This window comes from Hymenobacter crusticola, assembly GCF_002154225.1.
GTDB lineage: Bacteria > Bacteroidota > Bacteroidia > Cytophagales > Hymenobacteraceae > Hymenobacter > Hymenobacter crusticola.
The window spans coordinates 198,777-224,646 of the sequence record NZ_MTSE01000003.1 but is presented as its reverse complement, the minus strand read 5'-3'; the positions used below and the strand labels follow the sequence as shown (position 1 = coordinate 224,646).

Annotated in this window: 23 protein-coding genes; 10 read left to right on the top strand and 13 right to left on the bottom strand. The window is 56.0% G+C overall.

Going from position 1 to position 25,870, the window contains the following annotated elements:
* Positions 1-47: 47 nt before the first annotated feature.
* The 5 genes from BXP70_RS07300 to BXP70_RS07280 all read right to left on the bottom strand — a co-directional run bounded on the left by BXP70_RS07300 (position 48) and on the right by BXP70_RS07280 (position 5,661).
* Positions 48-1,370 carry a TolC family protein gene (locus tag BXP70_RS07300; protein ID WP_086593382.1) on the bottom strand — a complete coding sequence of 441 codons (1,323 nt, stop codon included), beginning with the start codon at positions 1,368-1,370 and terminating at the stop codon, positions 48-50.
* A 179-nt stretch (positions 1,371-1,549) separates the two neighbouring features.
* On the bottom strand, positions 1,550-2,917 hold the full coding sequence (locus BXP70_RS07295; RefSeq protein WP_086593381.1) for a sensor histidine kinase: 1,368 nt from the start codon (positions 2,915-2,917) through the stop codon (positions 1,550-1,552).
* Positions 2,914-3,594, bottom strand: coding sequence for a response regulator transcription factor (locus BXP70_RS07290; protein WP_086593380.1), 681 nt, complete (start codon positions 3,592-3,594; stop codon positions 2,914-2,916). Before BXP70_RS07290 ends, BXP70_RS07295 begins: the two co-directional genes overlap by 4 nt.
* Positions 3,595-3,962: 368 nt before the next feature.
* Positions 3,963-4,790 carry a 2,3,4,5-tetrahydropyridine-2,6-dicarboxylate N-succinyltransferase gene (locus BXP70_RS07285; protein ID WP_086593379.1) on the bottom strand — a complete coding sequence of 276 codons (828 nt, stop codon included), beginning with the start codon at positions 4,788-4,790 and terminating at the stop codon, positions 3,963-3,965.
* A gap of 127 nt (positions 4,791-4,917) precedes the next feature.
* Positions 4,918-5,661, bottom strand: coding sequence for a helix-turn-helix transcriptional regulator (locus BXP70_RS07280; RefSeq protein ID WP_086593378.1), 744 nt, complete (start codon positions 5,659-5,661; stop codon positions 4,918-4,920).
* Positions 5,662-5,932: 271 nt separating this feature from the next.
* Between BXP70_RS07280 and BXP70_RS07275 the strand changes: the two genes are divergently transcribed.
* The 7 genes from BXP70_RS07275 to BXP70_RS07245 all read left to right on the top strand — a co-directional run bounded on the left by BXP70_RS07275 (position 5,933) and on the right by BXP70_RS07245 (position 13,316).
* Positions 5,933-6,964 (top strand): hypothetical protein, encoded by a 1,032-nt coding sequence (locus tag BXP70_RS07275; protein ID WP_143436401.1) that lies wholly within the window; start codon positions 5,933-5,935, stop codon positions 6,962-6,964.
* Between the two features lie 33 nt (positions 6,965-6,997).
* Positions 6,998-8,203, top strand: a complete 1,206-nt coding sequence (locus BXP70_RS07270) for a T9SS type A sorting domain-containing protein (RefSeq protein ID WP_086593376.1) — start codon at positions 6,998-7,000, stop codon at positions 8,201-8,203.
* 183 nt (positions 8,204-8,386) lie between these two features.
* On the top strand, positions 8,387-9,529 hold the full coding sequence (locus BXP70_RS07265; RefSeq protein WP_086593375.1) for a glycosyltransferase family protein: 1,143 nt from the start codon (positions 8,387-8,389) through the stop codon (positions 9,527-9,529).
* 107 nt (positions 9,530-9,636) lie between these two features.
* Positions 9,637-10,647 carry a 3-oxoacyl-ACP synthase III family protein gene (locus BXP70_RS07260; protein ID WP_086593374.1) on the top strand — a complete coding sequence of 337 codons (1,011 nt, stop codon included), beginning with the start codon at positions 9,637-9,639 and terminating at the stop codon, positions 10,645-10,647.
* Positions 10,648-10,785: 138 nt separating this feature from the next.
* Positions 10,786-11,442 carry a metal-dependent transcriptional regulator gene (locus BXP70_RS07255; RefSeq protein WP_086593373.1) on the top strand — a complete coding sequence of 219 codons (657 nt, stop codon included), beginning with the start codon at positions 10,786-10,788 and terminating at the stop codon, positions 11,440-11,442.
* Positions 11,443-11,570: 128 nt separating this feature from the next.
* The gene (gene mnmE / locus BXP70_RS07250) at positions 11,571-12,962 is read left to right on the top strand and encodes a tRNA uridine-5-carboxymethylaminomethyl(34) synthesis GTPase MnmE (protein ID WP_086593372.1); all 1,392 of its coding nucleotides are present in this window, start codon (positions 11,571-11,573) and stop codon (positions 12,960-12,962) included.
* 111 nt (positions 12,963-13,073) lie between these two features.
* Positions 13,074-13,316: a hypothetical protein gene (locus BXP70_RS07245; RefSeq protein WP_086593371.1), complete on the top strand. Its 243-nt coding sequence runs from the start codon at positions 13,074-13,076 to the stop codon at positions 13,314-13,316.
* A gap of 33 nt (positions 13,317-13,349) precedes the next feature.
* On the opposite strand, the gene BXP70_RS07240 is transcribed toward BXP70_RS07245, so the two are convergent.
* On the bottom strand, positions 13,350-14,246 hold the full coding sequence (locus tag BXP70_RS07240) for an aldo/keto reductase (protein ID WP_086593370.1): 897 nt from the start codon (positions 14,244-14,246) through the stop codon (positions 13,350-13,352).
* Between the two features lie 471 nt (positions 14,247-14,717).
* Between BXP70_RS07240 and BXP70_RS07235 the strand changes: the two genes are divergently transcribed.
* Complete coding sequence (locus BXP70_RS07235) at positions 14,718-16,004, top strand: citrate synthase (RefSeq protein WP_086593369.1); 1,287 nt, start codon at positions 14,718-14,720, stop codon at positions 16,002-16,004.
* A 72-nt stretch (positions 16,005-16,076) separates the two neighbouring features.
* On the opposite strand, the gene BXP70_RS07230 is transcribed toward BXP70_RS07235, so the two are convergent.
* From BXP70_RS07230 to lepA, 7 genes are all read right to left on the bottom strand, one after another.
* Positions 16,077-16,436: a hypothetical protein gene (locus BXP70_RS07230; RefSeq protein WP_086593368.1), complete on the bottom strand. Its 360-nt coding sequence runs from the start codon at positions 16,434-16,436 to the stop codon at positions 16,077-16,079.
* Between the two features lie 338 nt (positions 16,437-16,774).
* Entirely contained in the window at positions 16,775-17,149 is a 375-nt protein-coding gene (locus tag BXP70_RS07225) for a hypothetical protein (RefSeq protein WP_086593367.1), read from the bottom strand.
* Positions 17,150-17,454: 305 nt separating this feature from the next.
* Positions 17,455-19,398, bottom strand: coding sequence for an OmpA family protein (locus BXP70_RS07215; protein ID WP_086593365.1), 1,944 nt, complete (start codon positions 19,396-19,398; stop codon positions 17,455-17,457).
* Positions 19,399-19,413: 15 nt separating this feature from the next.
* A complete protein-coding gene (locus BXP70_RS07210; RefSeq protein WP_086593364.1) occupies positions 19,414-19,995 on the bottom strand; it encodes a 7-carboxy-7-deazaguanine synthase QueE in 582 nt (193 codons plus the stop codon).
* 204 nt (positions 19,996-20,199) lie between these two features.
* Positions 20,200-21,111 (bottom strand): bifunctional 5,10-methylenetetrahydrofolate dehydrogenase/5,10-methenyltetrahydrofolate cyclohydrolase, encoded by a 912-nt coding sequence (locus BXP70_RS07205; RefSeq protein ID WP_086593363.1) that lies wholly within the window; start codon positions 21,109-21,111, stop codon positions 20,200-20,202.
* Between the two features lie 11 nt (positions 21,112-21,122).
* Positions 21,123-21,305, bottom strand: coding sequence for a hypothetical protein (locus tag BXP70_RS07200; RefSeq protein WP_086593362.1), 183 nt, complete (start codon positions 21,303-21,305; stop codon positions 21,123-21,125).
* 109 nt (positions 21,306-21,414) lie between these two features.
* Positions 21,415-23,202, bottom strand: a complete 1,788-nt coding sequence (lepA, locus tag BXP70_RS07195; protein ID WP_086593361.1) for a translation elongation factor 4 — start codon at positions 23,200-23,202, stop codon at positions 21,415-21,417.
* 255 nt (positions 23,203-23,457) lie between these two features.
* On the opposite strand from lepA, the gene BXP70_RS07190 reads away from it, so the two are divergent.
* The gene (locus BXP70_RS07190) at positions 23,458-25,308 is read left to right on the top strand and encodes a glycoside hydrolase family 15 protein (RefSeq protein ID WP_086593360.1); all 1,851 of its coding nucleotides are present in this window, start codon (positions 23,458-23,460) and stop codon (positions 25,306-25,308) included.
* Positions 25,309-25,457: 149 nt separating this feature from the next.
* Positions 25,458-25,808, top strand: coding sequence for a hypothetical protein (locus BXP70_RS07185; protein WP_086593359.1), 351 nt, complete (start codon positions 25,458-25,460; stop codon positions 25,806-25,808).
* Positions 25,809-25,870: the final 62 nt, after the last annotated feature.

Below are 25,870 nucleotides of genomic sequence, written 5' to 3'. Positions count from 1 at the left end.
CCGGTCCAAGGCCGGGAGCAGTTGAGTTAAATCGAAGCCTAGGTAGGTTACCAGGCAAACACCCGGCGCCCTAGGCGCTGGTTGAGGTTCTCGAAGGCGTTGAGCTGCTCGGCGCGGGCATCGTTGAGCTGCACCATGTTGTCTTTGTAAGACTCCAGAAAGTCCAGGAACTCCAGCGTGCTGATGGCTTTGCGCTGGTAGCTGGTCAGTACGCCCTCGAAGAGTTTGTTGAAATCGGTGAAGTAGGCGCTGGGGAAACTGCTGGCTAGGCGCTCGGCCTCGGCCGCTTTGGCGTAGGCTTCGGCTACCTCGGTTTCGACTTGGGTAGCTTGCTGGTTTAGGGCCTGCTCGCTGGCTTTGATCTGCGCCTCCGCCGATTTGATGTTGCCCTGGTTGCGGTTGAACAACGGCAGCGGCACGCCGACGGTGAGGCCTGTGTAGTTCTTACCTACCGCCCCGTTGAAGTCGTATAGGCCGCCCACCGTGAGGTCGGGCACGGCTAGGGCCTTCTGCACCCGCAGGTTCTGCTGCTCCTGCCGGTTGACGGCCTCCGCTGCGCGCAGGTCGGGCCGGCTTTCGCGGGCAATTTCCAGGGCTTGGGCCAGCGGCAAGCTTTCGAGGCGCAAGCTGTTGGCGGTGGCCGCACGCAACACAGGTTGCAGGGTGCGCGGCGGACGGTTGCCAAGCAGCAGGTTTAGTGCCGCTTGGTACTCGCTGATGTCATTCGCTAGCTCTTTCCGTTCACTTTCCAGCGAAAACAGTGCGGCTTTCAGGCGCACCACTTCTTTCAGCGACACGTTGCCCTTATCGAGCTGAGCTTGGTAGATGGTGAGCGTGCGTTGTAGGGCCTCGCGCTGGCGCTGGTACACGCTTAGCGTTTGCTGGTCGTAGTAGAGCTTCACGAAGTTGCTGCGCAGCTCGTAGTGCAGCGTGCGCACCAGGTCATTGAAGTTGTGCCCTTCTATCTCCGTACCGATGCGCTGGTACTCCACGTTCTTGCGGCGCTTGCCCCCCAGCAAAATCAGTTGCTGGTAGGTGGCCACCCACTGCTTGCGGTCTTCGTTGGTTTCGAAAAAGCGGTGGTTGTACGGGTTGTAGACGTTGCGCTCCAGGGACACCTCAGGGTTATCAAACAACCTAGCCTGCACCTCCAGCGCCTGCGCCGCCGTCACGTTGAACTTCTGCGCCAGCAGCTGAAAGTTGGTATTCAGAAACTGCTGCTCAGCTTCCGCCAGGGTTAGGCGCAGCGTATCGGTGGGTAGCGGCGCGGCTATCGGCGTCGTTAGAGTAGGCGGCGTAGTTTGGGCAACCGCCGGCGTAGATGCTGACGCTAAAATCAATAAAGCACTAACTAACAAGTAGGTACGCATGAGTTACGGGATATTCCGGATTGGTCATGCAAAGGTACCGTGGCCTAAAAGGGAAGAAATTATAGGGTTATTAGAAGTGTATTAGATTAGGATTAGAAGCCACGCGCTAGGCTAGGTAGCAGACGCTGCATGCGCATCGGCGGCTTCCCTTGTCGCTCAGCGGTGCCCGCAACAGCTTCCTAGCCGGCCAGCGGCAGCACCACCCGCATGGTAGTACCCTTGCGCACCTCCGAATCGATTTCCAGCTCGCCGCCGTGCAGGGAGATAATCTTGATGGCCAGGGGCAACCCGACGCCAAACCCGCTAAAGTCGAGGGCGTTGCTCGCACGAAAAAACGTTTGACGGATGTGCGGCAAGTCCTCGGGGGCAATACCGATGCCTTGGTCGATGATACAGAGCACCAAGCGCTTACCATCGTAGTTGAGGGTGCACACCACCGGCTTGTTGTCTGAAAACTTGCAGGCGTTGTTGAGCAGGTTGGTCAGGGCCAGGCGCAACAGGTTTCGGTCGCCAGGAAGTGTGAGTTGCTCGGCATCATCGGGTAGCTCTCCTACCTGAATCGACAGGCTACAGCCGGGCTGTACCAGGGTCATTTCCTCGCAGGCCTCGTACAAAACCTCGTCTAGCCGAAGCGTGCCGCCCATGGGTAGCGTGGCTTCGTCGGCGTTGAGCTGCGCGAGTTGGAGCAGGCGGTTGGTGATGTCCTTAAGCTTTTGCGCTTCCGCCAGCGACGATTGCAGCGCCTCCTGGTACATTTCGGCGGAGCGCGGCCGGTTCAGGATGATGTCCATCTCCCCGATCATAGCCGTGAGCGGCGTGCGCAGCTCGTGCGAGGCATTGGCAATGAAGCTTTGCTGCTGCTGAAACGCCGCCTCTAGGCGCTGAATCATCAGGTTGAAGGTTTCGGCTAGCTCCGTCAGCTCGTCGTGGCCGGTGCCCACGGGCACGCGCAAGTGCAAGCCCGAAGCGCCGATGCGCTGGGCGTGCTGCACCACGTGGCGCACCGGTTCCAGGGCGCTTTTGGCAAACAACCGACCTAGGCCAAAGCTCAGTGCCAAGCCTGTGACTAGCACGCCGCCCATCACTAGGCGCAGGTAGGCCAGCCGCTCCCACCCGCCCACGTACACGGCCGATACTAAGATGCGGAAGTCGCCTTGGTTGTCGTGGTACAGGATGCCCACCGTTTGCCGGTCGCCCTGCCGTAGCACAATTTGCGGTTGCCGCAGCAGCCGCGGCAATAGGTTCGGCGGAAAGCGTTGCAGCGGCTCCTTCGTGAAGCGGGGCTTCCCTTGGCCGTCGTAGATACCTAGGTACTCGCCGGGTAGCTCGTGGATGAAGCGCTGGCGGGCTTTTTCAGTAGCTGTTCGGCTCCGCTCGTCGGCTTCCAGAAACAGGGCCGCCGCGAGTTGGGCCCGCTCCAGCAGGCGCTGGGCAAACACGCGTTCGGTGCTCTGCTCGGCTAGGTAGTAGATCACGCCGAAGCTGCCGAGCAGCAGCAGCGCAACCAGCAGCGTAAACTGCAGGGCTAGCTTGTTGCGAATACTCATGCGCCTGGCTCGTCGCGTAGTACATACCCCATCCCGATTACCGTCTGAATCAGGGGGTAATCGAAGGGCTTGTCGATCTTGTTGCGCAGGTAGTTGATGTACACATCCACTACGTTGGTGCCCGTGTCGAAATTCAGCGTCCAGACTTTTTCGGCAATGAGGGGCCGCGAGAGCACCTCGTTTTTGTGCAGCAGCAACAGCTCTAGCAGGGCAAACTCGCGGGCTGTGAGATTAATCAACTGCCCGGCGCGTCGCACCACTTTTGTCTGCGGGTTCAACTCCAAGTCAGCCGCCACTAATTCCGCCGGGCTAGCCCGGGTGGCCCGCCGCGCCAGGGCCTGTACCCGTGCTAGCAGTTCGCGGAAGGCAAACGGTTTCACCACGTAATCGTCGGCGCCGAGCTGAAAGGCTTCCACTTTGTTGTCGGTGGTGCCGAGGGCCGTGAGCATTAGAATAGGCACGGTGGCGTCGCGGCGGCGGATAAGCGTGCACAGCTCGTAGCCGTTGAGATAAGGCAGTCCCACATCGAGTATGATTACATCGTAACTATTGCTCAAGGCTAGGTGCTGGCCAATCTTCCCATCGTAGGCCACATCTACTTCGTAGCCCTCTTCCTCGAAGCCCATTTTCAGGGTGGCCACTACCTTTAACTCGTCCTCTACCAGGAGAATTTTCATAGACTACTATCTGACGGTACACGCATATATTCACTACGTACAACCAGCCCTGACCCGTCATCTACCAAGCTAGGTTGCTGAGACAAAGGTAGCTCCGCCGGTAGCCGACTGATGTTAGAAGGGCATTAGAGTCTGAACCACGGATTCGGTCGGATTAGTCGGATTTTGTGGATTTTGTGGACGTACTTCTGCACTGCGGTTCATCCGGATTAATCGGGTTGGGTGGCCTTTCAGATCTGCGCTTTGTAGCGCTCCAAACAACAAGAGGCATCCCAATTGGGATGCCTCTTGTTGTTTGAAAGTCGTGCTCTGTTTGGGAGCCGTCCACAAAATCCGTGAAATCCGACTAATCCGACCGAATCCGTGGTTCAGACGGCTACGTCGTTCTCGCGCAGGGCGTCGTTGAGCGACGTCTTCAGGTCGGTGCTGGCCTTGCGCTGACCGATGATGAGAGCGCACGGTACGTGGAACTCACCTGCCGGGAATTGCTTGGCGTACGAACCCGGAATAACCACCGAGCGCGCGGGCACTATGCCGCGGTACTCCTTGGGCTCGGGTCCCGTCACGTCGATGATCTTGGTGCTACCCGTGATGGTCACGCCGGCGCCAATTACAGCTTCTTTGCCGATGTGGCAACCTTCTACTAGGATGCTACGCGAGCCAATGAAAGCGCCATCTTCCACAATCACCGGAGCCGCTTGCACGGGCTCCAGCACGCCGCCGATGCCCACGCCGCCGCTCAGGTGGACGCCTTTACCAATCTGCGCGCACGAGCCCACGGTCGCCCAGGTGTCGACCATCGTGCCCTCGCCCACATAGGCGCCAATGTTGGTGTAGCTCGGCATCAGGATAACGCCAGAAGCTAGGTAAGCGCCGTAGCGGGCCGTTGCGGGCGGCACCACGCGCACGCCTTGGCTGGCGTAGTCGGTCTTGAGGCGCATTTTGTCGCGGTACTCAAAAGGCTTCAGCTCAATGGTTTCCATCTGCTGAATAGGAAAGTACAGGATGACGGCTTTCTTCACCCAGTCATTTACCTGCCACTCGCCTTCTTTGCCCTCGATGGGCTGCGCTACGCGCAAACGGCCTTTGTCGAGCTCTTCGATAACGGCGTGAATGGCGTCGGTGGTGGTGGCTTGCTGAAGCAGGCTGCGGTCATTCCAGGCCGCTTCAATAATGCTTTGGAGGTCGGTGTTCATGAGAAATCTTACACAAGACGAAATGAACGGCAAAGCTAGCACGTCTGGTCGTACTTCCCCGCCCAATCTCACCCCAACCGCCGCAAACCTAGGTTGGCACCTTGCCAATCACGGGTTCGAGCCAGGCTCACACGTCGAGGTGCTGGAGCAGACGGCTCAGGTCGCGGGCGGGCTCTTTGCGGTGAATGTTGCGCCGATGGGTGTTCACCGTATGGCGGCTCACGCACAGCCGATCGGCGATTTCCGCTGAACTAAGCCCCTCCAATACCAGATCGAGCACTTGCTGCTCGCGGCGACTTAAGTCGGTTTCGGTGCGTTGAACTCGTTGCGTAAGCCAAGCGGCAAAGCCAGGATGGCTGCCATGAAAGCGTACCTCGTGGGTACGCTTGTGATGCGTGATATCGGTGTAAACGCCTCCAATTACTACTGGGGTCCCCTCCGCGTCGAGCTGCAACACAAAGCTTTGGCGTAACACCCGCACGTAATGTCCCGCTCGGTGGCGCAGCCGGTAATCGACGCTAAACACTTGATCGTGGCAGGCAGGACCTAGCTCCTGCGAAAACTCGGCGGCCAGTGCCGTAGCGTGCGCCACCAGCGGGGCATCGTCGGGGTGCAGGCGCTCGTACAGGTCCTCCATGCTGAACGCGTGGGGCTCGATGCCCAGCACTAGCTCCACGCCGGCGCCGATAAAGACGGTTTGCTGCGCCCGTACATCATAAGCCAGCAGGAACTGCTTGTTGAGCAAGTACTCAGTCACGGCCCGAGCAGCGTCGGCGGCCGACTGCCTGGGCTGCTCCCTATCGCCCTCAGGGTGGATCGTGCGCCATGCATCCCGCACAACCCCAAGGGCCGGTGTGTAAGAATTCGCCATTCGGAAGCTCTCGTTAGCTAAGCGTATAAAATATGTTATACACTACTCGTAAAAGTGCTGATAATAAAAGGGTAACGTGTGAAAATTACTTAAAAATGGGTATTGGTTATGATACCTATTTTAAAAGAATTTTAACGCACTAGAGCCTCCTCGTGATGAAGCGAGTCGAGCCAAACGAGGGGGCTTCGGGTAGGCTAGGTCGGCCCAGTTTATCACGCTATAACTCGTATCCAAAAGCACATCCATTCTTCCACATATTCACGCTACTGCCATGAGAAAAGCTCTACTAAAGCACATGTTATTCTGCTGCCTATCACTACTTGGTCTGGCAAGCATCGCAGCCCTGCCGGCCCAGGCCCAGAAGGTACAAGACGAACTATTCTGGACGACCTTTCACAAAACGCCTAGCGTGATGCTAAAGCCCAAATACGCTACTTACTCGGTAGAATATGACCTAGGCAACCTGGTGATGAACGTGAGTACCCGGCCCGTTTTGCAAGGCCTTACTTACCAGAAGTCCGACGGCAACCTGCTGCTGCGCCTCACGGCGAAGAACCTGTACGTGACCGGACGCAAGCTTAATCAGAGTAGCACCCGCAACAGCTACGAGGTGTTTTACACCCTCAACTACAGCGGGGAGTTTGGCTATGAGCTGCGCGACCCCAAAACCGACGAAATACTCGCTGACTACCGTAAAACGGAGGGGGTCATGAACACGCAATCCTTCACAAACATGCGTGATTTGGAAGCTTATATGAACAATGCCTTTGCAGGCGAGAAAAGCCGGCAACTGCTAGAATCTATGATGCGGCGCGCTGATTTCGCTTTGAATCCCCACGACTATAAAGCGGGCCTGACCCTCAACACAGTAGAAGGCACAGCGCCGGCCTACGCAGACATCAACAAAACAACGAACGAGCTCAAAGCCTTGCTCGACGGCAAGGCGCCCGTGGACAAAGCGAAGGTACAAGCCTTATCCACTACCTGGACCCAGCACTTGGCCCGCGCTAATTGGGAAGACAAGAAAAGCGAGATCAACAAGCGCATTGCTAGTGCCTTACTAGAGAACCTGTGCGTGGCTTCGCTGCTGATTGAAGACTACCCGAAGCTAGGCGACTATGCAGCCGAGTACATGAAGCACAACGCCGGGATGTTCAGCAAGCCGCCCTACTTCGAAACGGACCTGAGCTATGGAGGCACGGCCGTAGCTCCGCCCCCGACCATTGTGCTGGGCAGAAATGTTCAAAGCCGCATGAACGTGTACTACGATGATTTGGTGGCGGATGTGATGCCCCGCAAATAGTCATCCGCCACCCTGCTCCAGCCTCTGTTCGCTATGGCTTACTCGTCAGCTAGCGCTCATACGCTAGGTCGGCCGGTTTATTCTGGGCGACTGTTCCGACTAGTTGCGTTGCTTTTTTTGCTGTTCCTGGGGCACTTCACCTCGGCTCAGCAAGGCTCGGCCACGCCGCCTGCGCCCAATGATTTGCACTGGTGCCGCCCCGAGGCGCTGAGCAAGCCGGGTGCTGATCTTATTGGAAAGCTAGCGGGCCTACAGGTGGCCCGTACGGGCGCGATTACGCCGGAAGTTCGGCTTATTTATTTGGTACCGAGCGACCGAACCATCAACCCGGTTTATGCCGGTGCCATTGCCAATGCAGCCCGCGACCTGCGGCGCTGGTACCAGCAGCAACTCGGCAACACGAAAACCTTCACCCTGCACTCGCCCGTGGTCGAGACGTATCAGACTACGCACCCAGTTTCCTGGTACCAAACAAACCCCAATGGCTCGACCTTCGCCCAATTCTACTACAATGCGGCCCAGGATGTTTTTGCGCTCACCGGCGGCACTTACTACGACCCCAACTACGTGTACGCCATCTACATCGACGCCGAATCAACCTGTGGTCAATGCGGCGGGTGCGGCGGTGGCGGGGTATTGGTCGTTAACTCCAACGACTTGCGCGGACTCGTGGGCCAACCAGCCATCCGCATGTGCCCCAATGAGCCGGAGCCGGTGCAGTACCCGCCCTGCCGGTGGGTGGGCGGCCTAGGCCACGAGCTAGGTCATGCTTTCGGCTTACCCCATCCGCCCGGTTGCGACGAAGGCCAGAGCACTTGCGACTACAACGACCTGATGTGGCTGGGCTACATTCCGTACCCCGCTACTTACCTGCGCGCTAGTGAGCAGGCCACGCTAAACCAAAGTCCTTTCTTCACGGCGCAAAGCCCCGCCAGTGGCCCCACTTCTTGCAATATTCTATTGGCAGCGCACTCGTCGGAGCCGCTGGCAGAATTAAGTCTGAGTCCAAACCCAGCCCGCACAAGCGTTACGGTGCAGCTTCCCGCCAGGCCCGGCGCCACCCAAGCTACCCTCACACTGATCGACGCTCTTGGGCGCACGGTACGCACTCAGGCGGGAGCCTTATCGGCTGGGGGCTTGCGTCAGGAGCTAGCCCTGTCGGGGTTAGCCCAAGGGATGTATGTCGTACACGTGCAAGTGGGTGCGGCGCACGGCGTACGCCGCCTGCTTGTTGAGTGACAAGTGCGTACCGCACGGCAGGCGGCCTCCTGTTGAAGGGGGTATGCTTCCGCCGATACACCTAGCCGGGAGGCGCTACCGTAGTAGCACTTCCCGGCTTTTATGTTGGCAGAGAAAGTTCGGTGGTAACTTAGCCACCCGTTTTGGTTCTGTTAAACCTACCTAGCTTCTTTGGCCGCAACCATGGCGCCTTCCTCCTTGCTCCTGGCTTCCGTGCTGAAACCCTTGGACGACACGCGCATGTTCGGCAAGTTTGGGCGCACCTTGGCAAGTAGGCCCGAGCTAACGGTGCACGTGGCCGGGCGGCGGGCACCTAGGCCTGCCAATGCCCCTGCAAATCTGCAGACGCACGAACTGCTGGCCGGCTCACGCCTGAGCCTAGGCCGGCTAGCAGCCCAATGGCGCTATTGGCAGCTGTTGCGCCAGTTGAAACCAAGGTTGGTAATCGTACACGCGCCGGAATTATTGCCGCTCACGCTGCTATGGCGTGGCCTAGGTCGGGGCCGCAGCTTCCTCTACGACGTGCGCGAGAACTACGCCCTCAACATTCAGACCCAACAAGTGTACCCTAGCTGGGTGCGTCGGACGTTGGCGGGGCTAGTGCGCTGGGTGGAAACTGCCGCCGCCGGGCGCGCGGCCAAGCTTATTCTAGCGGAACGCAGCTACGCCGACGAGCTGCCATTTGCCACGCCCGCGCATACAGTGGTGCTGGAAAACAAGTACGAGCCGCAGCCGGGCGAACCGGTAGCTTGCGCGAACCGCTCGCTGCCGGTAGTGGGGGAACCGCTTCGCTTGTTGTTTTCGGGCACTATTTCGAAGCTGAACGGGGTGTACGAGGCCGTTGCGTTTGCCAGCGCATTGCGTAGTGCTTGGCCGCAAGTAGAACTAACGATTATTGGTTTTTGCCAGCAGCCGGAGGAACAACGCTACCTGCGCGAAATCGCCGTAACACATAGTAGCTGGCTTCGGGTGGTTGGCGGCGATACGCTTGTTTCGCACCGCGACATCGTGCGCGAAATTGGGCGGAGCCATCTTGGGCTGCTGCCTTACCGTCCGCACCCTAGCTCCTGGGACTGCATCCCCACTAAGCTCTACGAATACCTAGCCTCCGGCCTGCCCGTGTTAATTCCGAAAAACCCGCTGTGGCAAGAACTGGTACGTCGGTATAAAGCGGGGGCCACTGTTCCGTTCGCCGAAGGGTTTCCTCCTAGCGGCATAGCTGATTTCTTGGCCGGGCGCGCATTTTATCCCGATGGTATCCCGCAGGAAGCCTTCTGGCAAACAGAAACAGCGAAATTGTGGCAAATAGTGGATTCTCTGCCGTAACTCCCGACCTTTGCCGCCCGCTTGTCACCCAAAAGCCAATTGTTGTTTACTTTCTGTAGTTTCGACTGACTTTCCTCCCTATTCCACCCGCCCAACGAACCTAGCTTATGTCCTCTCTCCGTTATTCCGAAATTGCTGGCGTCGGCCATTACGTTCCCGACCGTGTAGTCCGCAACGCGGACATTGAACAACTTATGGAAACCTCCGACGCGTGGATTCAGGAGCGGACCGGCATTCAGGAGCGCCGCTGGTTTACGGAGGGCGTTGATACTACTTCCAACATGGGCGCCAAAGCCGCGCAGCGCGCCCTCGACGCGGCCGGCCTCACCCCCGACGACGTGCAACTCATCGTATTCGCGACCCTGTCGCCCGATTACGTGTTTCCCGGCTCGGGCGTGCTGTTGCAGCGCGAAATGGGCATGAAAGGCACCACCCCCGCCTTCGACGTGCGCAACCAGTGCTCCGGCTTCATTTACTCCCTCTCGATGGCCGACCAGTTCATCAAGACGGGCATGTACGATACAGTGCTGGTCGTGGGCTCCGAGATTCACTCCTCGGGCTTGGATAAATCGACGCGTGGCCGCGCCGTGTCCGTTATTTTTGGGGATGGCGCCGGTGCCGTGGTACTGCGGCCCAGCACCCGGGAGGGTCACGGTATCCTGAGCACGCACCTGCACTCCCAGGGCGAGCACGCCGAGGAGCTGATCGTGAAAGAGCCTGGCTCGAACCGCGAAAACCGTGTACAGGTAGCCATTGAAAATGAGCCCGACATGTACCCATACATGAACGGCCAAAACGTGTTTAAGCACGCCGTGGTGCGCTTCCCACAGGTCATCAAGGAAGCCCTCGACCAGAACGGCTACCAGCCTCAGGACATCGATATGCTCATTCCGCACCAAGCCAACTTGCGCATCACGCAGTACGTGCAGCAGAAGATGGGCCTCACGGACGACAAAATCTTCAGCAATATTCAGCGTTATGGCAACACCACGGCCGCTTCCATCCCAATTGCGTTGAGCGAAGCCGTACAGGAAGGCCGCGTTAAGCCCGGCGACCTGGTGTGCCTAGCGGCCTTTGGTTCGGGCTTCACCTGGGCTTCTGCTTTAATTAAGTGGTAACCTCGGTGGTAAGCCTTGTCAGCACGTCATGCTGAGCGTACCGAAGCATCTTTACTGCCAAAGTAAATCTAATTACCACTGCGCGGTAGAGATGCTTCGGCACGCTCAGCATGACGTTTTAGTTTTACACAGAAAGAAATGCCTAGCCACACCGAGGAAAATTATTTAAAGGCCATCTATAAGCTTTCAGAGGCGGAGCCCGGCACCGAGGTCAGCACCAACCGCATTGCGGACGTGCTGCAAACGCGGGCGGCCTCGGTGACGGATATGCTGCGCCGCCTCGGGGAAAAAGGCCTGCTACACTACCAACGCTACCGCGGCGTATCGCTCACGCGCGAAGGCCAACAGGTGGCCCTGCTCACCATCCGGAAGCACCGGCTGTGGGAAGTATTTTTGGTGCAGAAGCTAGGGTTTAGCTGGGATGAGGTGCACGATGTAGCCGAGGAAATGGAGCACCTCCAGTCGCCGCTACTCATTAGCCGCCTCGATGAGTTTCTGGGCTTTCCTCAAATCGACCCCCATGGCGACCCCATTCCAACGGAAGACGGCAACATGCGGCGGCCTCCCAACCGCCTGCTCGCTGACCTCAATCCTGGCGACTGCGGCACCTTGGTAGCAGTCCGAAACACCTCGCCGCAGTTTCTCCAATACCTTGATAAGGCAGGGCTAGGCTTAGGTACTCGTATTGAAGTATTGGACAAAGCCATGTTCGATAACTCGCTGGAAATCAGAGTAGACAAACAACGCAAGACGTTAATATCAGCCGAGGTAAGCCGCAATCTTTTTGTGGCGTAGCGAGGCAATTGGCGCAGCCTTGATCAGCCGATAGAACCTCTGCCTGGCAGCCTGTTGTTCTACCTTACGCGGGGCGAAGCTTCGCGCTACTGGCTGCTTACCTTTGCGGCGTTCATTCCCTATTAGCTGTGGCTGCTTTCTTACCTCCTGTTCTTTCCGATACCATTGTGGCGCTGTCCACACCGCCGGGCGCGGGGGCAATCGCCCTTGTGCGCCTCTCGGGCCCGAAGGCCGTTGCCCTCACCGACGAAGTATTTGCCGGCAAGCTTCTGCGCGACCAGCCCGGCCACACCCTCCACTATGGCACCATCCGCGACGGGGAGCGGATCTTGGATGAGGTGGTTGTTTCCCTTTTCCGGGCGCCCCACTCGTACACCCGAGAAGATGTAGTGGAAATCAGCTGCCACGGCTCTGATTACATCGTGCAGCAACTCCTAGGCTTGCTGACCCGGCGTGGTGCCCGCTTAGCGGAAGCCGGCGAGTTCACGAAGCGTGCCTTTCTGCACGGTGCCTTCGACCTGGCCCAAGCCGAAGCTGTAGCGGACCTGATTGCCGCCGACTCGGCCTTGTCGCACCAAGTGGCCATGCAGCAAATGCGTGGTGGTTTCTCGCAGGAGCTGCGCGCCTTGCGGGCGAGGTTGGTGCAGTTCGCAGCCTTGCTGGAACTAGAGTTGGACTTCGGCGAAGAAGACGTGGAGTTTGCCGACCGCACAGGTTTGGTAGCGCTTCTGCAAGAAGTACAGGCGCTGGTGCGGCGCTTGTTGCGCTCCTTTGAGCTAGGCAACGTCATCAAGAACGGCGTGACTACGGTTATTGCTGGCAAGCCCAACGCGGGCAAATCAACGTTGCTCAACGCCCTGCTCAATGAGGAGCGCGCCATCGTTTCGGCCGTGGCTGGCACCACCCGCGACCTGATTGAGGACGAAGTAAGTCTTGACGGAATTCGCTTCCGGTTCGTGGATACGGCCGGCTTGCGCGAAACTACCGACGTGGTGGAATCCATTGGCGTGGAGCGTACGCGCAAGCGCGTACAGCAGGCCGCTTTGCTCATCTATCTCGTTGATATTACGGATAGTACTCCTTATGAAGTTAAAGTAGAACTAGAGGCGCTAACTCCTGATCAGCGGATTCCAACGTTGATTGTTGGCAACAAGCTAGACCTAGCTTCGGCGGCGCAAATTGACAGCTTCCGCAGTCAACCAAACACGGTGCTCGTCGCTGCTGCCCGTGGTGATGGTATGGAGGAGTTGCAAAACGCCCTACTCGCCCGGGTTCGGGGCGAAGGGCTCGACCAAACGGGCGCTACAACCATCGTTACGAACCTACGGCACGTCCGCAGCCTCGAGGCTACGGCGGCGGCATTGGATGCCGTGCTGGTGGGACTAAGCATGGGCACGGGCACGGAGTTGGTAGCGGCCGACTTACGCCAAGCCCTGGCGGCGCTGGGCGAAATCACCGGCGAAATATCTTCCGACGATTTGCTGACCAGCATCTTCACGCAGTTCTGCATTGGCAAGTAAAAGGCCCCTAGCCTCCAGGGCACCTGCTGACTGCCAGCAGGCCGAAGCACAACAGTAACCCTGGGTATGCGTAGAACAGAACTAGCTTCTTACTCTTGTTCTCACTTACCCATGAAAGCGCTACTTATCCTACTCGGTTGCGTCGCCACGACGACTTTTACCGCCTGCTCACAAGAGAAATCTTCCGCTATGGAGCAAGCCGCTGATCTACCTGCTGGTACCACGGTAAAAGGCGCGGACGGCAGCAAGATCAAGAAGCAAGCAGACGGCGACATCAAGGTCAAAGATGCCGAAGGCAACGTCGTCAAGCGAGACGCCGACGATGGCACAGTGAAAACAAAAACGGCCAACTAAGCACAGGCTTCAACTGCTACCTAGCTTCCTGTATTAGCGGTGTTGCTCGTAGCGAATGGGCAGCACCGCACTGCGCAGCGCATCAAGTTCTGGCGCTGTCAGGGCTGGTGCTTTTGCTACCCAAAGTGCTTCTTGCAGCTGCTCATCGGTGCGGATACCGAGCACGGCCGAAGCTACTACTGACGACGCCAACGCAACCCGCACGGCTACTTCCGCCGCAGTCCGCCCCGCCCCGGCTATTTCTTTAACAGCGGTTGCTGCTTTCGCTACTTGCTCTGGGCTATGACCTAGGTATTCCTTCGCTGGCTTGCCAAGTAACAGCCCTTGCGCATAGCTCCCGCGCGCCAGCACACTAATTTGGTGTTCCTGCAACAAAGCCAGGCTACTTTCTTCCGGGCGGCGGTCGAGCAGGCTATACTGCATCATCACGCTCACAATGTTGGAGCGTTGCACGTATTCCCGAATCACATTGGGCCGAATAGAAGAAATGCCGTAGTACCGAATCTTGCCCTGCTGCACGAGTTGCTCAAAGGCCTCCATTGTCTCGTCAAGCGGGTCGTCGAGCGTGCCGCCGTGCAGTTGATAGAGGTCAATGTAGTCTGTTTGAAGGCGCTGTAAGCTTTTGTCGACGGCTTGCAAGATGTAGCTTTTACTAGCATTCCAATCCCAGCCGCTGCCATCGGGGCGCCATTGGTTCCCAACTTTGGTAGCTAGGACCACCTTGTCGCGCTGGCCCTGGAAAGCTTTGCCTACGATCACCTCGTTTGCGCCTTGCTGGTAGAGGTCGGCAGTATCGAAGTAGTTGATGCCATTGTCCAGCGCGTGGTGCAGCAGCCGAGCATTGGCGGCGTGGTCTTCCCCCAGCGACATGCAGCCGAAGCTTATTTCGCTGACGCGTAGATCAGACTTTCCGAGTAGGTTATACTTCATTTGTTCTAAGCAGCCAGTACTAGCTTGGTGTACTGGCCCCATCCCCTGCGAGTTGTCCTGACCTAGGTATTTTGCGCCTAGCTCAATCTGCTGGCTACGGCTGTGGGGGTCTGATCCGTGTCGTAGCCCAAACCATCCAAATCATCTGTGCGACTATACCAGCAGGCGCGTATCACGCTGAAAACTACTGCCAGTATTTTTCCTCCCCTAGGCAGCCTACTTCAGCAGTGCGTGTCAGTACGAGTGCGATACAGTCGAAACGTTTTCAGAAGTCTTACAGCTAGATGGAAGTTTCTCTTGTGCTTCGCTGCCGCCTGCGTTAAGATTAGCCCTATCTTGCCGCATAGCAAGTTTTGAACGTACAAACAACAACCCCGCTCAGCTTGTAGTATAGTATTCAAATCGTCTTTGACTTTTGGCCTTACGGCTAATTCTTTAGTTTCGCCTCATCACCACCTCCAACTATCCCCTATGGCAGAGTCTGCTGAAATTATCCTGGACGGAAAGACCTACTCCTTTCCGGTCACAGAAGGCACTGAGCACGAGAAGGCAATTGATATTGCTAAGCTGCGTGATCAGTCCGGCTACGTAACCCTCGACTCGGGCTACAAGAACACGGGCGCTACGAAGAGTGCCATCACATTTCTCGATGGCGAGGAAGGGATTCTACGCTACCGGGGCTATCCTATCGAGCAGCTCGCGGAGAAGTCAAGCTTCCTGGAAGTAGCCTACCTGCTGATCTATGGCGCTCTGCCTACCCAATCGGAGCTGGATAGCTTCAGCTACAACATTACCATGCATAGCCTCGTGCACGAGGATATGCGCAAAATCTTCGACGGGTTTCCGAGCAGCACTCACCCCATGGCCATCCTCTCGAGCCTGGTTTGCGCACTCACAGGCTTTTACCCAAAGAGCATCGACCCGGTTCAGAGCAAGGAAGAAATTGACCTGAACATCTACCGTTTGATGGCGAAAATCTCGACCATCGCGGCCTGGACGTATAAGAACCAAATGGGTCACCCGCTGAACTATCCGCGCAACGACCTCGACTACTGCTCGAACTTCCTGTACATGATGTTCAGCTTCCCCACCGAGCAGTACAAAGTAAATCCGGTGGTGGCGCGTGCCTTGAACAAGCTCCTCATCCTGCACGCCGACCACGAGCAAAACTGCTCTACCTCGACGGTACGTTTGGTAGGTTCGTCCAATGCTAGCCTCTACGGCTCGGTATCAGCCGGCATCAACGCCCTGTGGGGCCCGCTGCATGGTGGTGCCAACCAAGAGGTGATTGAGATGCTGGAAGCCATTCAGCGCGACGGTGGCGACACGCAGAAGTTCGTGGACAAGGCCAAAGACAAGAACGATTCGTTCCGTCTCATGGGCTTCGGCCACCGCGTGTATAAAAACTTCGACCCGCGCGCCAAGATCATCAAGGTAACCGCCGACGAAGTGTTGAAGGAGCTAGGTGTTAATGACCCACTGCTAACCATTGCACAAGAGTTGGAGCAAGCTGCCCTCACCGATCCATATTTCGTTGAGCGCAAGCTGTATCCGAACGTTGACTTCTACTCGGGCATCATCTACAAAGCCCTTGGCATTCCAACGCAGATGTTCACCGTGCTCTTCGCCATGGGTCGCCTACCCGGCTGGATCGCCCAGTGGAAAGAGATGCGCGAAAACAAGGAGCCAATCGGCCGTCCCCGTCAAATCTACACCGGCGCCACCGAGCGCGACTACGTAGAAATTGGTCAGCGCTAGTTTGCCATTGGTTAGACCACAAAAAAAGCCCGCTAGTTGCGGGCTTTTTTTGTGCACCTAGGTTCTTCTAGCCTAGTGGATGGAAAGTGCCGTCATCGTCGACTTAGCCTGGTTGTAGGCGGTCATTTGGTTAGGCCATAGGATAGCGGCCATGTCCCATTCATAATGCATCTGCACTTCGGCCATGCGCTCGTCGAGCGTGGTAGGGTCGCTGGCGTATTGGTTCTTTAGCTCAGCCACGGCCGTAAGCATTTGCAGGTTAAGCTTCCGAACTTTCACGTACTGTCCTTCGCTCAGCTTCACTTTGCTGGCGATCTGCCGGGTCATGGTGGTGGCGCGGTTGGTAACATTGTCGTTGCCCTGTCCGGCTTGGGTGGCAAGCGGAGCACTCAGGCTCAATAGAAGCCCTAGGGCGCAGTAGCTTTTTTTCATGGTGGTGGAAGTTTAGAGTGGGAAGTGAAAGAAAGTGAAGACCAACTGTGCAACGCTCCTGGCGAGCTTCGAAACCATTGCCTCCGAAACCATCTGTATTTGCATTACACAGTTAAATATATAATAAGTTAAGTATAATTAAAAGAATTATCACTATTTTTTCATGTATAGATTTTATTCAATCGTTGAGCTTATTTTTATAGAGCCGGTTTGGGGATCTTTTGCTGTCTATGAACTTTGTGACCAACCTTCTCTCTTTTTACCCTAACAAAGAAAGCTAGCTTCTAGCTGGCTAAAGAGACCAGCTAGAAGCTAGCTTTTTTTGTTAGGAGTGGGAGCTATTTCGTGGGGTTAATCAGGGCAGTCATGCTACTCCGTGCTTGTTGGTACAAGCTAAGCTGAGCGGGCCGTAGTAGTTCTAGCAAAGCGGCGTTGTAGCGGGTCTGGGTAGCGGCTAGGTGCAGGTCTAAAGTAGCTTGATCGGCAGCATACTCATTTTTTAGGCCCTCTACTTCGTTTAACATCTGCTCATTGAGCTGCTTTACCTTCACGTATTGCCCTTCCTCCAGATTCACTCTAGCGGCCAGCGCACGGGCCATGCTTACAGCGCGGGCGTGAATGGAAGGCGGATTGTCGGAGGAAGTTCGGTCGGTATCACCACCTGCGCTGTGCAGGGTAAATACGGTAATCGCCAGGAGACAAAGTTTTAGCATAATAGTAAGTGTTGGAATGCTGTAGTGAAATCAAGGTAATGGGTGAATAAAAATGCTTGCCTACCAATAGATGAAATGTGTATTCTTTGCTAAACGCTATTGGCTAAGCATCAGCAAATGTATCAATTCATATTTAACAATAATATTAATTTTTATAACTATTCTAATTCGTTACTTTCACTAGATCATCTAATGTTTCTCATTATCAACCTTTCTATAGTCCAATCAGAAAGGAATACTATAAATAAAAAAGTCCCGATGATGTACATCATCGGGACTGTTGTTGGGTGAGCTAACTGAGCGAGCTATAGAATTCGCAGCTCAATACGCCTGTTCTGTTGGCGGTGAGCCTCCGAATCGTTTGGCGCAAGCGGCTTCGTTTCACCGTAGCCTTTGAAGCGCAACCTAGCTTCGGGCAAGCCCTGTTTGACGAGGTAGTTGTACACAGAGCGGGCCCGGTTCTGCGACAAAGCCATGTTGTCGGCATCAGCGCCTACATCATCCGTATGGCCTGATATCTCGACTTGAATTTCGCGGTATTGCTGCATGAACTGAATCAGCCGGTTTAGCTCCGTCTGCGACTTCCGCTTCAGCTCATACTGGTTTGTATCGAAGAACAAATTGTTGAGCACAATGCTGCGACCGGCCCGCACTGGCTCCAGGTAGATGTCGAGCGTGAGCGGGTCGAAATTGCGTTTGTCGGTGTAGTCGAAGCTTAAGCTCTTCATCAGGTACTTGTCGGCGGCGGCGTACATGGCGTACTGCCGGCCTTCGTTGAGCACCACGGTGTAATCGCCTACTTCGGGGTCAGAGGTCACAAACTGAGTAAGCTCATCAGAATTAAGATCATAGAGCTGCACATCCGCCTTGATGGGCTTCTTCGTGATGGCATCGAACACCCGCCCTTGGGTGTAAGTGCTAGTTTCGCGGGCCTGCACCTGCTTGGGCACTTCAAACCCAAACAACTCTACTGGTCGGTCGCGGTCCGACTTCGCACCTGGCTCGTTGGCCCGCGAGCGGGAGCAGAAACCGCGTTTATTATCCGAGGTGATAAAAAGTGAAGCTTCGTTCTCGAAGGTATTAAGCGGATACCCTAGGTTCTGCGGCGTACTCCATTTGCTACTGCCTTCCAGCTCGCACCGGTACACATCGAGTCCGCCCATGCCCACCAAGCCATCAGTCACGTAGTAGAGCGTGGTGCCGCTAGCGTGAATGAACGGGGCCATGTCTTTGCCTGACGTGTTCACGGGAGCCCCTAGGTTACGCGCTACGCTCCACGTACCATCGGGCTGCAACGTCGTTACGTAAATATCTTCTTGGCCTAGGCCACCGCGCCGGTCAGAGGTAAAGTACAGCGTGCGCCCGTCGGCTGACAACGTAGGTTGCGAGTCCCAGGCCGGCGAGTTCACGTTGCGACCTAGGTTCAAGGGTTTGCTCCAATTGTTGCCCGTGCGACGCGAGATATATAGGTCGCAGGTACCAAGCGAACCGGGCCGATCACACGATACAAACACCAGCGTTTTGCCATCGCCCGAAATCGTGGCGGCGCCTTCGTTATAAGCTGTATTAATGATGGGGGAAATAGAAACCGGTGCCCCAAAGCCTCCATCCTTTTCCTGCCGGCTGATGTACAGGTCTTCGCCGTTATCAACTTTCAATCGCCCGGTGAAGAGCAAGAACCGATTGTCGGCCGTAAGCGCCGGAAAGTACTGATACCGAAAGTTATTGAGCGGCTCACCTAAACGAGTAGGTGTTATGCCGATGGGGTTGGCCATGGCCTTGGCAGCAAACTCACAGTTTAGCAATTGGCGCTGAGCCCGGGGTTGGTAGCGTTGCACCTTAGGCGCCACTTTCAAATACTTCTTATAGCTGTCGGCGGCCGTTGTATAGTCGCCAAATGACATAGCTAGCTCACCCAACGTGTAATAGTCGGTTGCACGTGCCGGATCAAGCGAGGCCTTCGATAAGCCGTCCCGGTAGGCCTCAAAGGCAGCTTGGTTCTCGCCCATGGCCTTCAGTAAAGAGCCTTTTTTAATGAACGGCTCCGGCAACGACGGAAACTTCTCATTGAGCTGGGTCAGTGTCTCAATAGCCTTCGGAAAATCGCGAGCAGTAGATTGCTCCTGCGCTTTCTCCCACAGGTTGTTTGCCTTCGTGTTCGTAGACGCAAGTTTGGCTTGCGCCTGAGCCAACGTGGGTGATAAAACTGCTAAGGATAGCAGTAAGGAAGCAGAAAGCAAACGGCGCATGTAGTAGCAGAAGACCTACGGAATGTCGAGAAATTTGTGAGTCTGCAAGGAAACTTGCCACTGGGGGTGCTCCTTCACATAGTCGACAATGAGCGGCATCATGGCGGTGGCTTTGCTCCACTCGGGCTGTAAGTATAAGCGGGTATGCTCGCCCACCTGTGCGGCATGCTGCTCGGCCCAGGCGAAATCACTCTTATTGAAGACAATGATCTTCAACTCATTTGCCTGTTGGAGCACTTGGGGCAGTGGCGCTTTGAATTTTTTGGGCGACACGCAAATCCAATCCCATTGCCCGGTAAGCGGATAGGCACCGGAGGTTTCAATCCACGTTTGGCAACCGGCCTCTTTGAGCGCACCAGTAAGGGCTGTGAGGTCGTGCATGAGCGGTTCTCCGCCGGTAATCACGACGTTGCGGCCTGGGTACGCCGTAACAGCCGTTACCATATCGGTAATGGCTACGCGTGGGTGCTGGTCTGCATCCCACGACTCTTTCACGTCGCACCACACGCAGCCTACGTCGCAGCCACCTAGGCGCAGAAAGTAGGCCGCCCGGCCAGTATTGTATCCCTCGCCCTGAATTGTGTAGAACTGCTCCATGAGGGGCAGGGCCACGGCCGTCGTGGGCTCAACAGACGGCGCAAGTATAGAAAGTGAGTGTAGCAAAGCGAAAAAACTAATAGAGCCAACTATTCGTGATACAACAACCGGACCGCAAAAAAAGTCCGCCGTTAGCTGATAGTTAGACCTTAAAAGTACTAGAACGGCCGGAATCTTTGCAGAATCCGGCCATTCAATTCGCTTTTAGCGTGGATAAACTTCGCCTTTCGCCGCGCGCAATGTATTGCGGAGCAGCATGGCAATAGTCATGGGACCAACGCCACCGGGTACGGGAGTAATATAGCTAGCCTTAGGCGCCACTTCCGCAAAGTTGACGTCGCCCTTCAGCACAAAGCCCGACTTGCGGTTAGCATCCTCCACCCGCGTCGTGCCAACGTCGATAACCACGGCACCGGGCCGCACCATGTCGGCCGTCACAAACTCCGGCTTGCCCAGAGCGGCTACTACGATGTCGGCTTGCTGCACGATGCTGGCTAGGTCTTTCGTACGCGAGTGGCATAAAGTAACAGTACAGTTACCAGGCTCTAAGTTTTTGGCAAGCAGAATGCTAACGGGCGTGCCCACAATGTTACTGCGACCGATTACTACGCAATGCTTGCCGCTGGTTTTGATGTTGTAGCGAGCCAGCAGCTCCACAATACCCGAAGGCGTAGCGGGCAATAACGCCGGCAAACCGGCCACCATCCGGCCTAGGTTCATGGGGTGAAAACCATCGACGTCCTTCTCCGGCCGAATAGTTTCAATCACCTTATCTGGGTCGATGTGCTTGGGCAACGGCAGCTGCACAATGAAGCCGTCTATTTCCGGATCCTGATTTAGCTCCTCTACCTTTGCCAACAACTCTGCTTCGGTGATATCATCTTCGTAGCGGAGCAGCGTGGAGCCAAAGCCTACTCGCTCGCAGGCCAGCACTTTGTTGCGCACGTACGTTTCAGAACCACCGTCGTGGCCGACGAGAATGGCCGCTAGGTGCGGCACTTTCTGGCCGGCAGCTTTCAGCGAGTCTACTTCGGCGGCAATTTCAACTTTAATGTCCTCGGCGGTTTTCTTACCGTCGATGAGCTGGTAGGGAGTCGGTTCGGGGGCAGTGGTCATGCGGTATTCCTTTATGCGTGTGGTTCTTGTTTGTGCTTGTCTTCGTAGGCAGCAATAGCGGTGGCACCAGCAGCCATAATAGCTTTTTCCATGGCGGGCCAATCGTCCCTCCAGCGAAACTTGCGCTCTTGTCCTTTGCGGATTTTTTCTAGCTGTGCTTCGTTCGTACAGTTCTTGGTGAGGTTCTCGGACATGGTTTTGAAGTTGTCATAGCACGCCGTGTCAAGAAGTGTATGAGGTGAAAAGGAAAAAGAAGTTACAATGAGCGCAAAAAAAACGCGCCCGGCTAGGGCGCGTTTTGGGTTAATCGATTTTTAGTACGGCGAGGAAGGCTTCCTGCGGGATTTCGACGGAGCCCACTTGGCGCATCCGCTTCTTTCCTTCTTTCTGCTTTTCAAGCAATTTGCGTTTCCGCGAGATGTCACCGCCGTAGCACTTGGCAATTACGTTCTTGCGCAGGGCTTTCACGGTTTCGCGGGCAATAATCTTTTGCCCGATACTCGCCTGAATGGCAATTTCGAACATCTGGCGGGGCAGCAATTCGCGGAGTTTTTCGCAGAGGCGCCGACCCCAGTCGTAGCTCTTGGAGCGGTGCACGATGGCCGACAGCGCGTCGACCTTCTCGCCGTTGAGCATGATGTCGAGCTTCACCATGTCCGACTGGCGGAAGCCGATCAGCTCGTAATCGAGCGAGGCGTAGCCGCGGCTGATGGTTTTGAGCTTGTCGAAGAAGTCGAACACGATTTCCGACAGCGGCAGCTCGAAGTTCAGCTCTACCCGCTCGGAAGTCAGGTAGCTCTGGCCCTTGATGATGCCGCGCTTGTCCATGCACAGCGTGATGATAGCACCTACATACTCCGAAGCCGTGATGATCTGGGCTTTGATGAACGGCTCCTCGATGTACTTCATGTTGTTCGGCTCCGGCATCTCCGACGGCGCGTTCACAATCATAAGCTGATCTTTGGTGCCGATGGCGTGGAACTGCACCGAGGGCACGGTGGTAATCACCGTCATGTTGAACTCCCGCTCCAGGCGCTCCTGCACGATTTCCATGTGCAGCATACCCAGGAAGCCACAACGAAAACCGAAGCCTAGGGCCGCTGAAGTTTCGGGTTCCCACACGAGGGCGGCATCGTTGAGCTGAAGCTTTTCCATGCTGGCGCGCAGCTCCTCATACTCGCTGGTCTCGACGGGGTAGATACCCGCGAATACCATCGGCTTCACATCCTCGAAGCCGTGAATGGCTTCTTTAGTTGGGTTGATAACGTTGGTAATCGTATCCCCAACCTTTACCTCGCGAGCTTCTTTAATACCTGAAATCAAGTAGCCCACATTACCAGCCGACATTTCGGGGCGGGGTTCCTGATTCAACCCTAGGATACCAATTTCGTCGGCGCCGTATTCTTTGCCGGTCGCCATGAAGCGGAGCTTGTCGCCCTTGCGCATGGTACCGTTCTTGATGCGGAACAGAACCTCGATACCCCGGTATGAGTTGAATACCGAGTCGAAAATCAGCGCTTGCAGTGGCGCCTGTGGATCGCCTTGAGGGGCCGGAATCCGGTCGCAGATGGCGTTCAGGATGTTCTCGATGCCGATGCCTGCTTTGCCGGAAGCGTGAATGATTTCGTCCCGGTCGCAGCCAATGAGGTCCACGATTTCGTCGGACACTTCCTCGGGCATGGAGTGCGGGAGGTCAATTTTATTCAGGACCGGAATGATGGTCAGGTCGGAGCCGATAGCTAGGTAGAGGTTCGATATCGTCTGAGCCTCAATACCTTGCGAGGAATCTACGATGAGTAGGGCACCTTCGCAGGCGGCGATGCTACGGCTTACTTCGTAGCTAAAGTCAACGTGGCCAGGCGTATCAATCAGGTTGAGCGTATACTGCTCGCCCTTGTAGTGATACTGCATCTGGATGGCGTGGCTCTTGATAGTGATGCCCCGCTCCCGCTCCAGGTCCATGTTGTCGAGCAGCTGGGCTTGCATATCGCGCTTCGCTACCGTCTGGGTGAATTCCAGTAGGCGGTCGGCCAGGGTGCTCTTACCGTGGTCGATGTGAGCAATGATGCAGAAATTGCGGATGTTCTTCACTAGAGGCGGTTTTTTCCAACCGCGAAGATAATCAAATCGGCTGGGAAAAGCTAGGTCGATGGCTAGCGGAATGCAGGAACGTGTTACAACACTCGTCGTTACACGACTCGCGTGCGCCCGTCCGGCGTCCTAGGGTGTTGAGCCGGAGGACGGTCGCTTAATCCTACGCATCACGCATATTTTATGGTGATTCTGCGGAATAGCTCAGCAGCGCGGCCGGGTTTTGCGTTAAGCCTTCCAAACGGATATTACCTCATGAAGCAAGCCACCCCGCTGGAAGATTACGGTCTAATTGGCAACCTACACACCGTGGCGCTGGTCTCGAAAGCCGGCGTTCTGGATTATTTACCTTTTACCCGCTTCGACTCTCCTACCATCTTTGCGGCCTTGCTGGATGCGGATAAGGGCGGGTCGTGGAGCCTGCAACCTGTGGGGGCTGATGTACGAAGCAAACAGCTTTACCTGCCCGACACTGGCGTGCTGATAACTCGTTTTTTCACGGGGGACGGCATTGCAGAGCTCACCGATTTTATGCCGGTGAAGCGCCACGAGCAAAACTGCGCTGTGGTACGCAGCCTACGCGTTATAAAAGGCACCATGGAGTTTAAGATGCGCTGTGCTCCCCGCTTCGATTACGCTCGCACCAAGCATACGATTCAGCCACAGGAAGATAGCAGCTTATTGTTTCGCAGCTGCGGCCCCGATGGCTTCCAATTCCGGCTGCTCGGCAATCAGCCGTTTGATACCACGGAGGCCGGCGATGCAACGGGTAGCTGGCAGCTCGAAGCCGGCGACACGGCTAGCTTCGTCATCGAGGCCACGCCCGTGGATGATCCTAGCTTTATTGCCCGCGACCTAGCTCATTATACGGAGGTGGCTTTCCACGATACGCTCACCTTCTGGCGCGATTGGGTGGAGAGTAGCACTTACACGGGGCGTTGGCGCGAGATAATGCTGCGCTCGGCCATCACGCTAAAGCTGCTCACCTCGCTGGAACATGGTTCTACAGTAGCCGCGGCCACGTTTAGCCTACCTGAGTGCATCGGTGGCGACCGGAACTGGGACTACCGCTTTACCTGGATTCGGGATGCGGCTTTCACGATGTATGCTTTTCTGCGCCTAGGTTTTACGCAGGAATCCAAGGATTTCTTACGCTGGATTATGGATCGCTGCGAGCAGCTTGCCAACGCTGGTGACTTACAACTGATGTACGCCGTGGACGGCAGCTCCGACTTGCCCGAGCTGGAGCTAGATCACCTCAGCGGCTACCGCGACTCGAAGCCGGTGCGCATCGGCAACGGGGCTGCTCAACAGTTTCAGTTGGACATTTACGGAGAGCTGCTCGATACTATTTACCTCTACAATAAGTACGGGGGCCGCATCACGTATGCCTTCTGGCAGCATATCACGCGGCTGGTCGATTTTGTGGCGGAGAACTGGCAGCGTCCTGACCACGGTATTTGGGAGGTGCGCGACCAAGAACGACAATTCTTATCGGGCAAAATGATGTCTTGGGTGGCCCTAGACCGCGCCATCAGCATCGCCCGCGACCGGTCGTTTCCGGCGCCGCTGGCGGAGTGGCACCGCGTGCGCGACGAGATTTACAAGGAAGTGTACGACCACTATTGGAGTGAGGAAAAGCAAGCCTTTGTGCAGTACAAAGGAAGTAACGTGCTCGATGCTAGCGTGCTGCTCTTGCCACTCATCCGCATGTTTAGCCCCGTGGAGCCACGCTGGCAAAGCACGATGCGGGCCATTGAGAAAGAGTTACTACTCGACTCCCTCATTTTCCGCTACCACACCGACGGCGGTGCCACTGACGGCCTTACTGGGGAAGAAGGCACCTTCACCATGTGCTCGTTTTGGTACATCGAGAATCTATCGCGGGGCGGTGATGTGGACAAAGCTAGGTTGCTCTTCGAGAAGCTGCTTGGCTTTGCGAGCCCCTTAGGTCTGTACTCTGAACAGATTGGGCCACAAGGCGAGCAGATTGGCAACTATCCTCAAGCCTTCACGCACCTAACGCTGATCAGCGCTGCCTTCCAGCTGAACCGCGACTTGGATGCCCGCCAAAAAGGCCAGCACGGTGGGCATCAGTTTGTGTAGGCTAGATTGCCTGAATAGCTTTCCTCCCTTCGTCAAGCTCAAGTAAAGTATGTAGGCTCGTATAGTAAGCTCAACCTTAACTGAAAAATAGTTCAGGCGTAAGCAGTACCTAGACATACGCTTTTCCCCTCACTCAATCTCTCCTATCCATGAGCACCGAACTGAATCCTCAAGCTGTAAAGTTTGCCAAGAAGCTAATCGAAGAAGGCAAGATCAAAAACGACGAAGGCCAGTGGGGCGAACATAACCCCGACTCCGACGAGGAAAACAAGTTTCTCGAAAAACACGAAATTGAGGAGTACGGCAACTGGCACCTAGGCCTGGACAGCGATAAAGGCGAAGACACCAAAGGCCGCTACAAGTTTCCCTATGGCGACTTCAAAACTGTGCACCGTGATGGCCTAATTGCTGCCAAAGAGCGCGCCGCCCAACAAGGTTACACCGACATCGAAAAGGCCGCTGACGAGCTGTTGCAGACGCTAGAACAGAAGGCTTCCTAAACTTCGAACTGCGTCTTCTAATGAGCTAGAAGCAACAACGGCCGGGCTGCGTTTGTAACGCA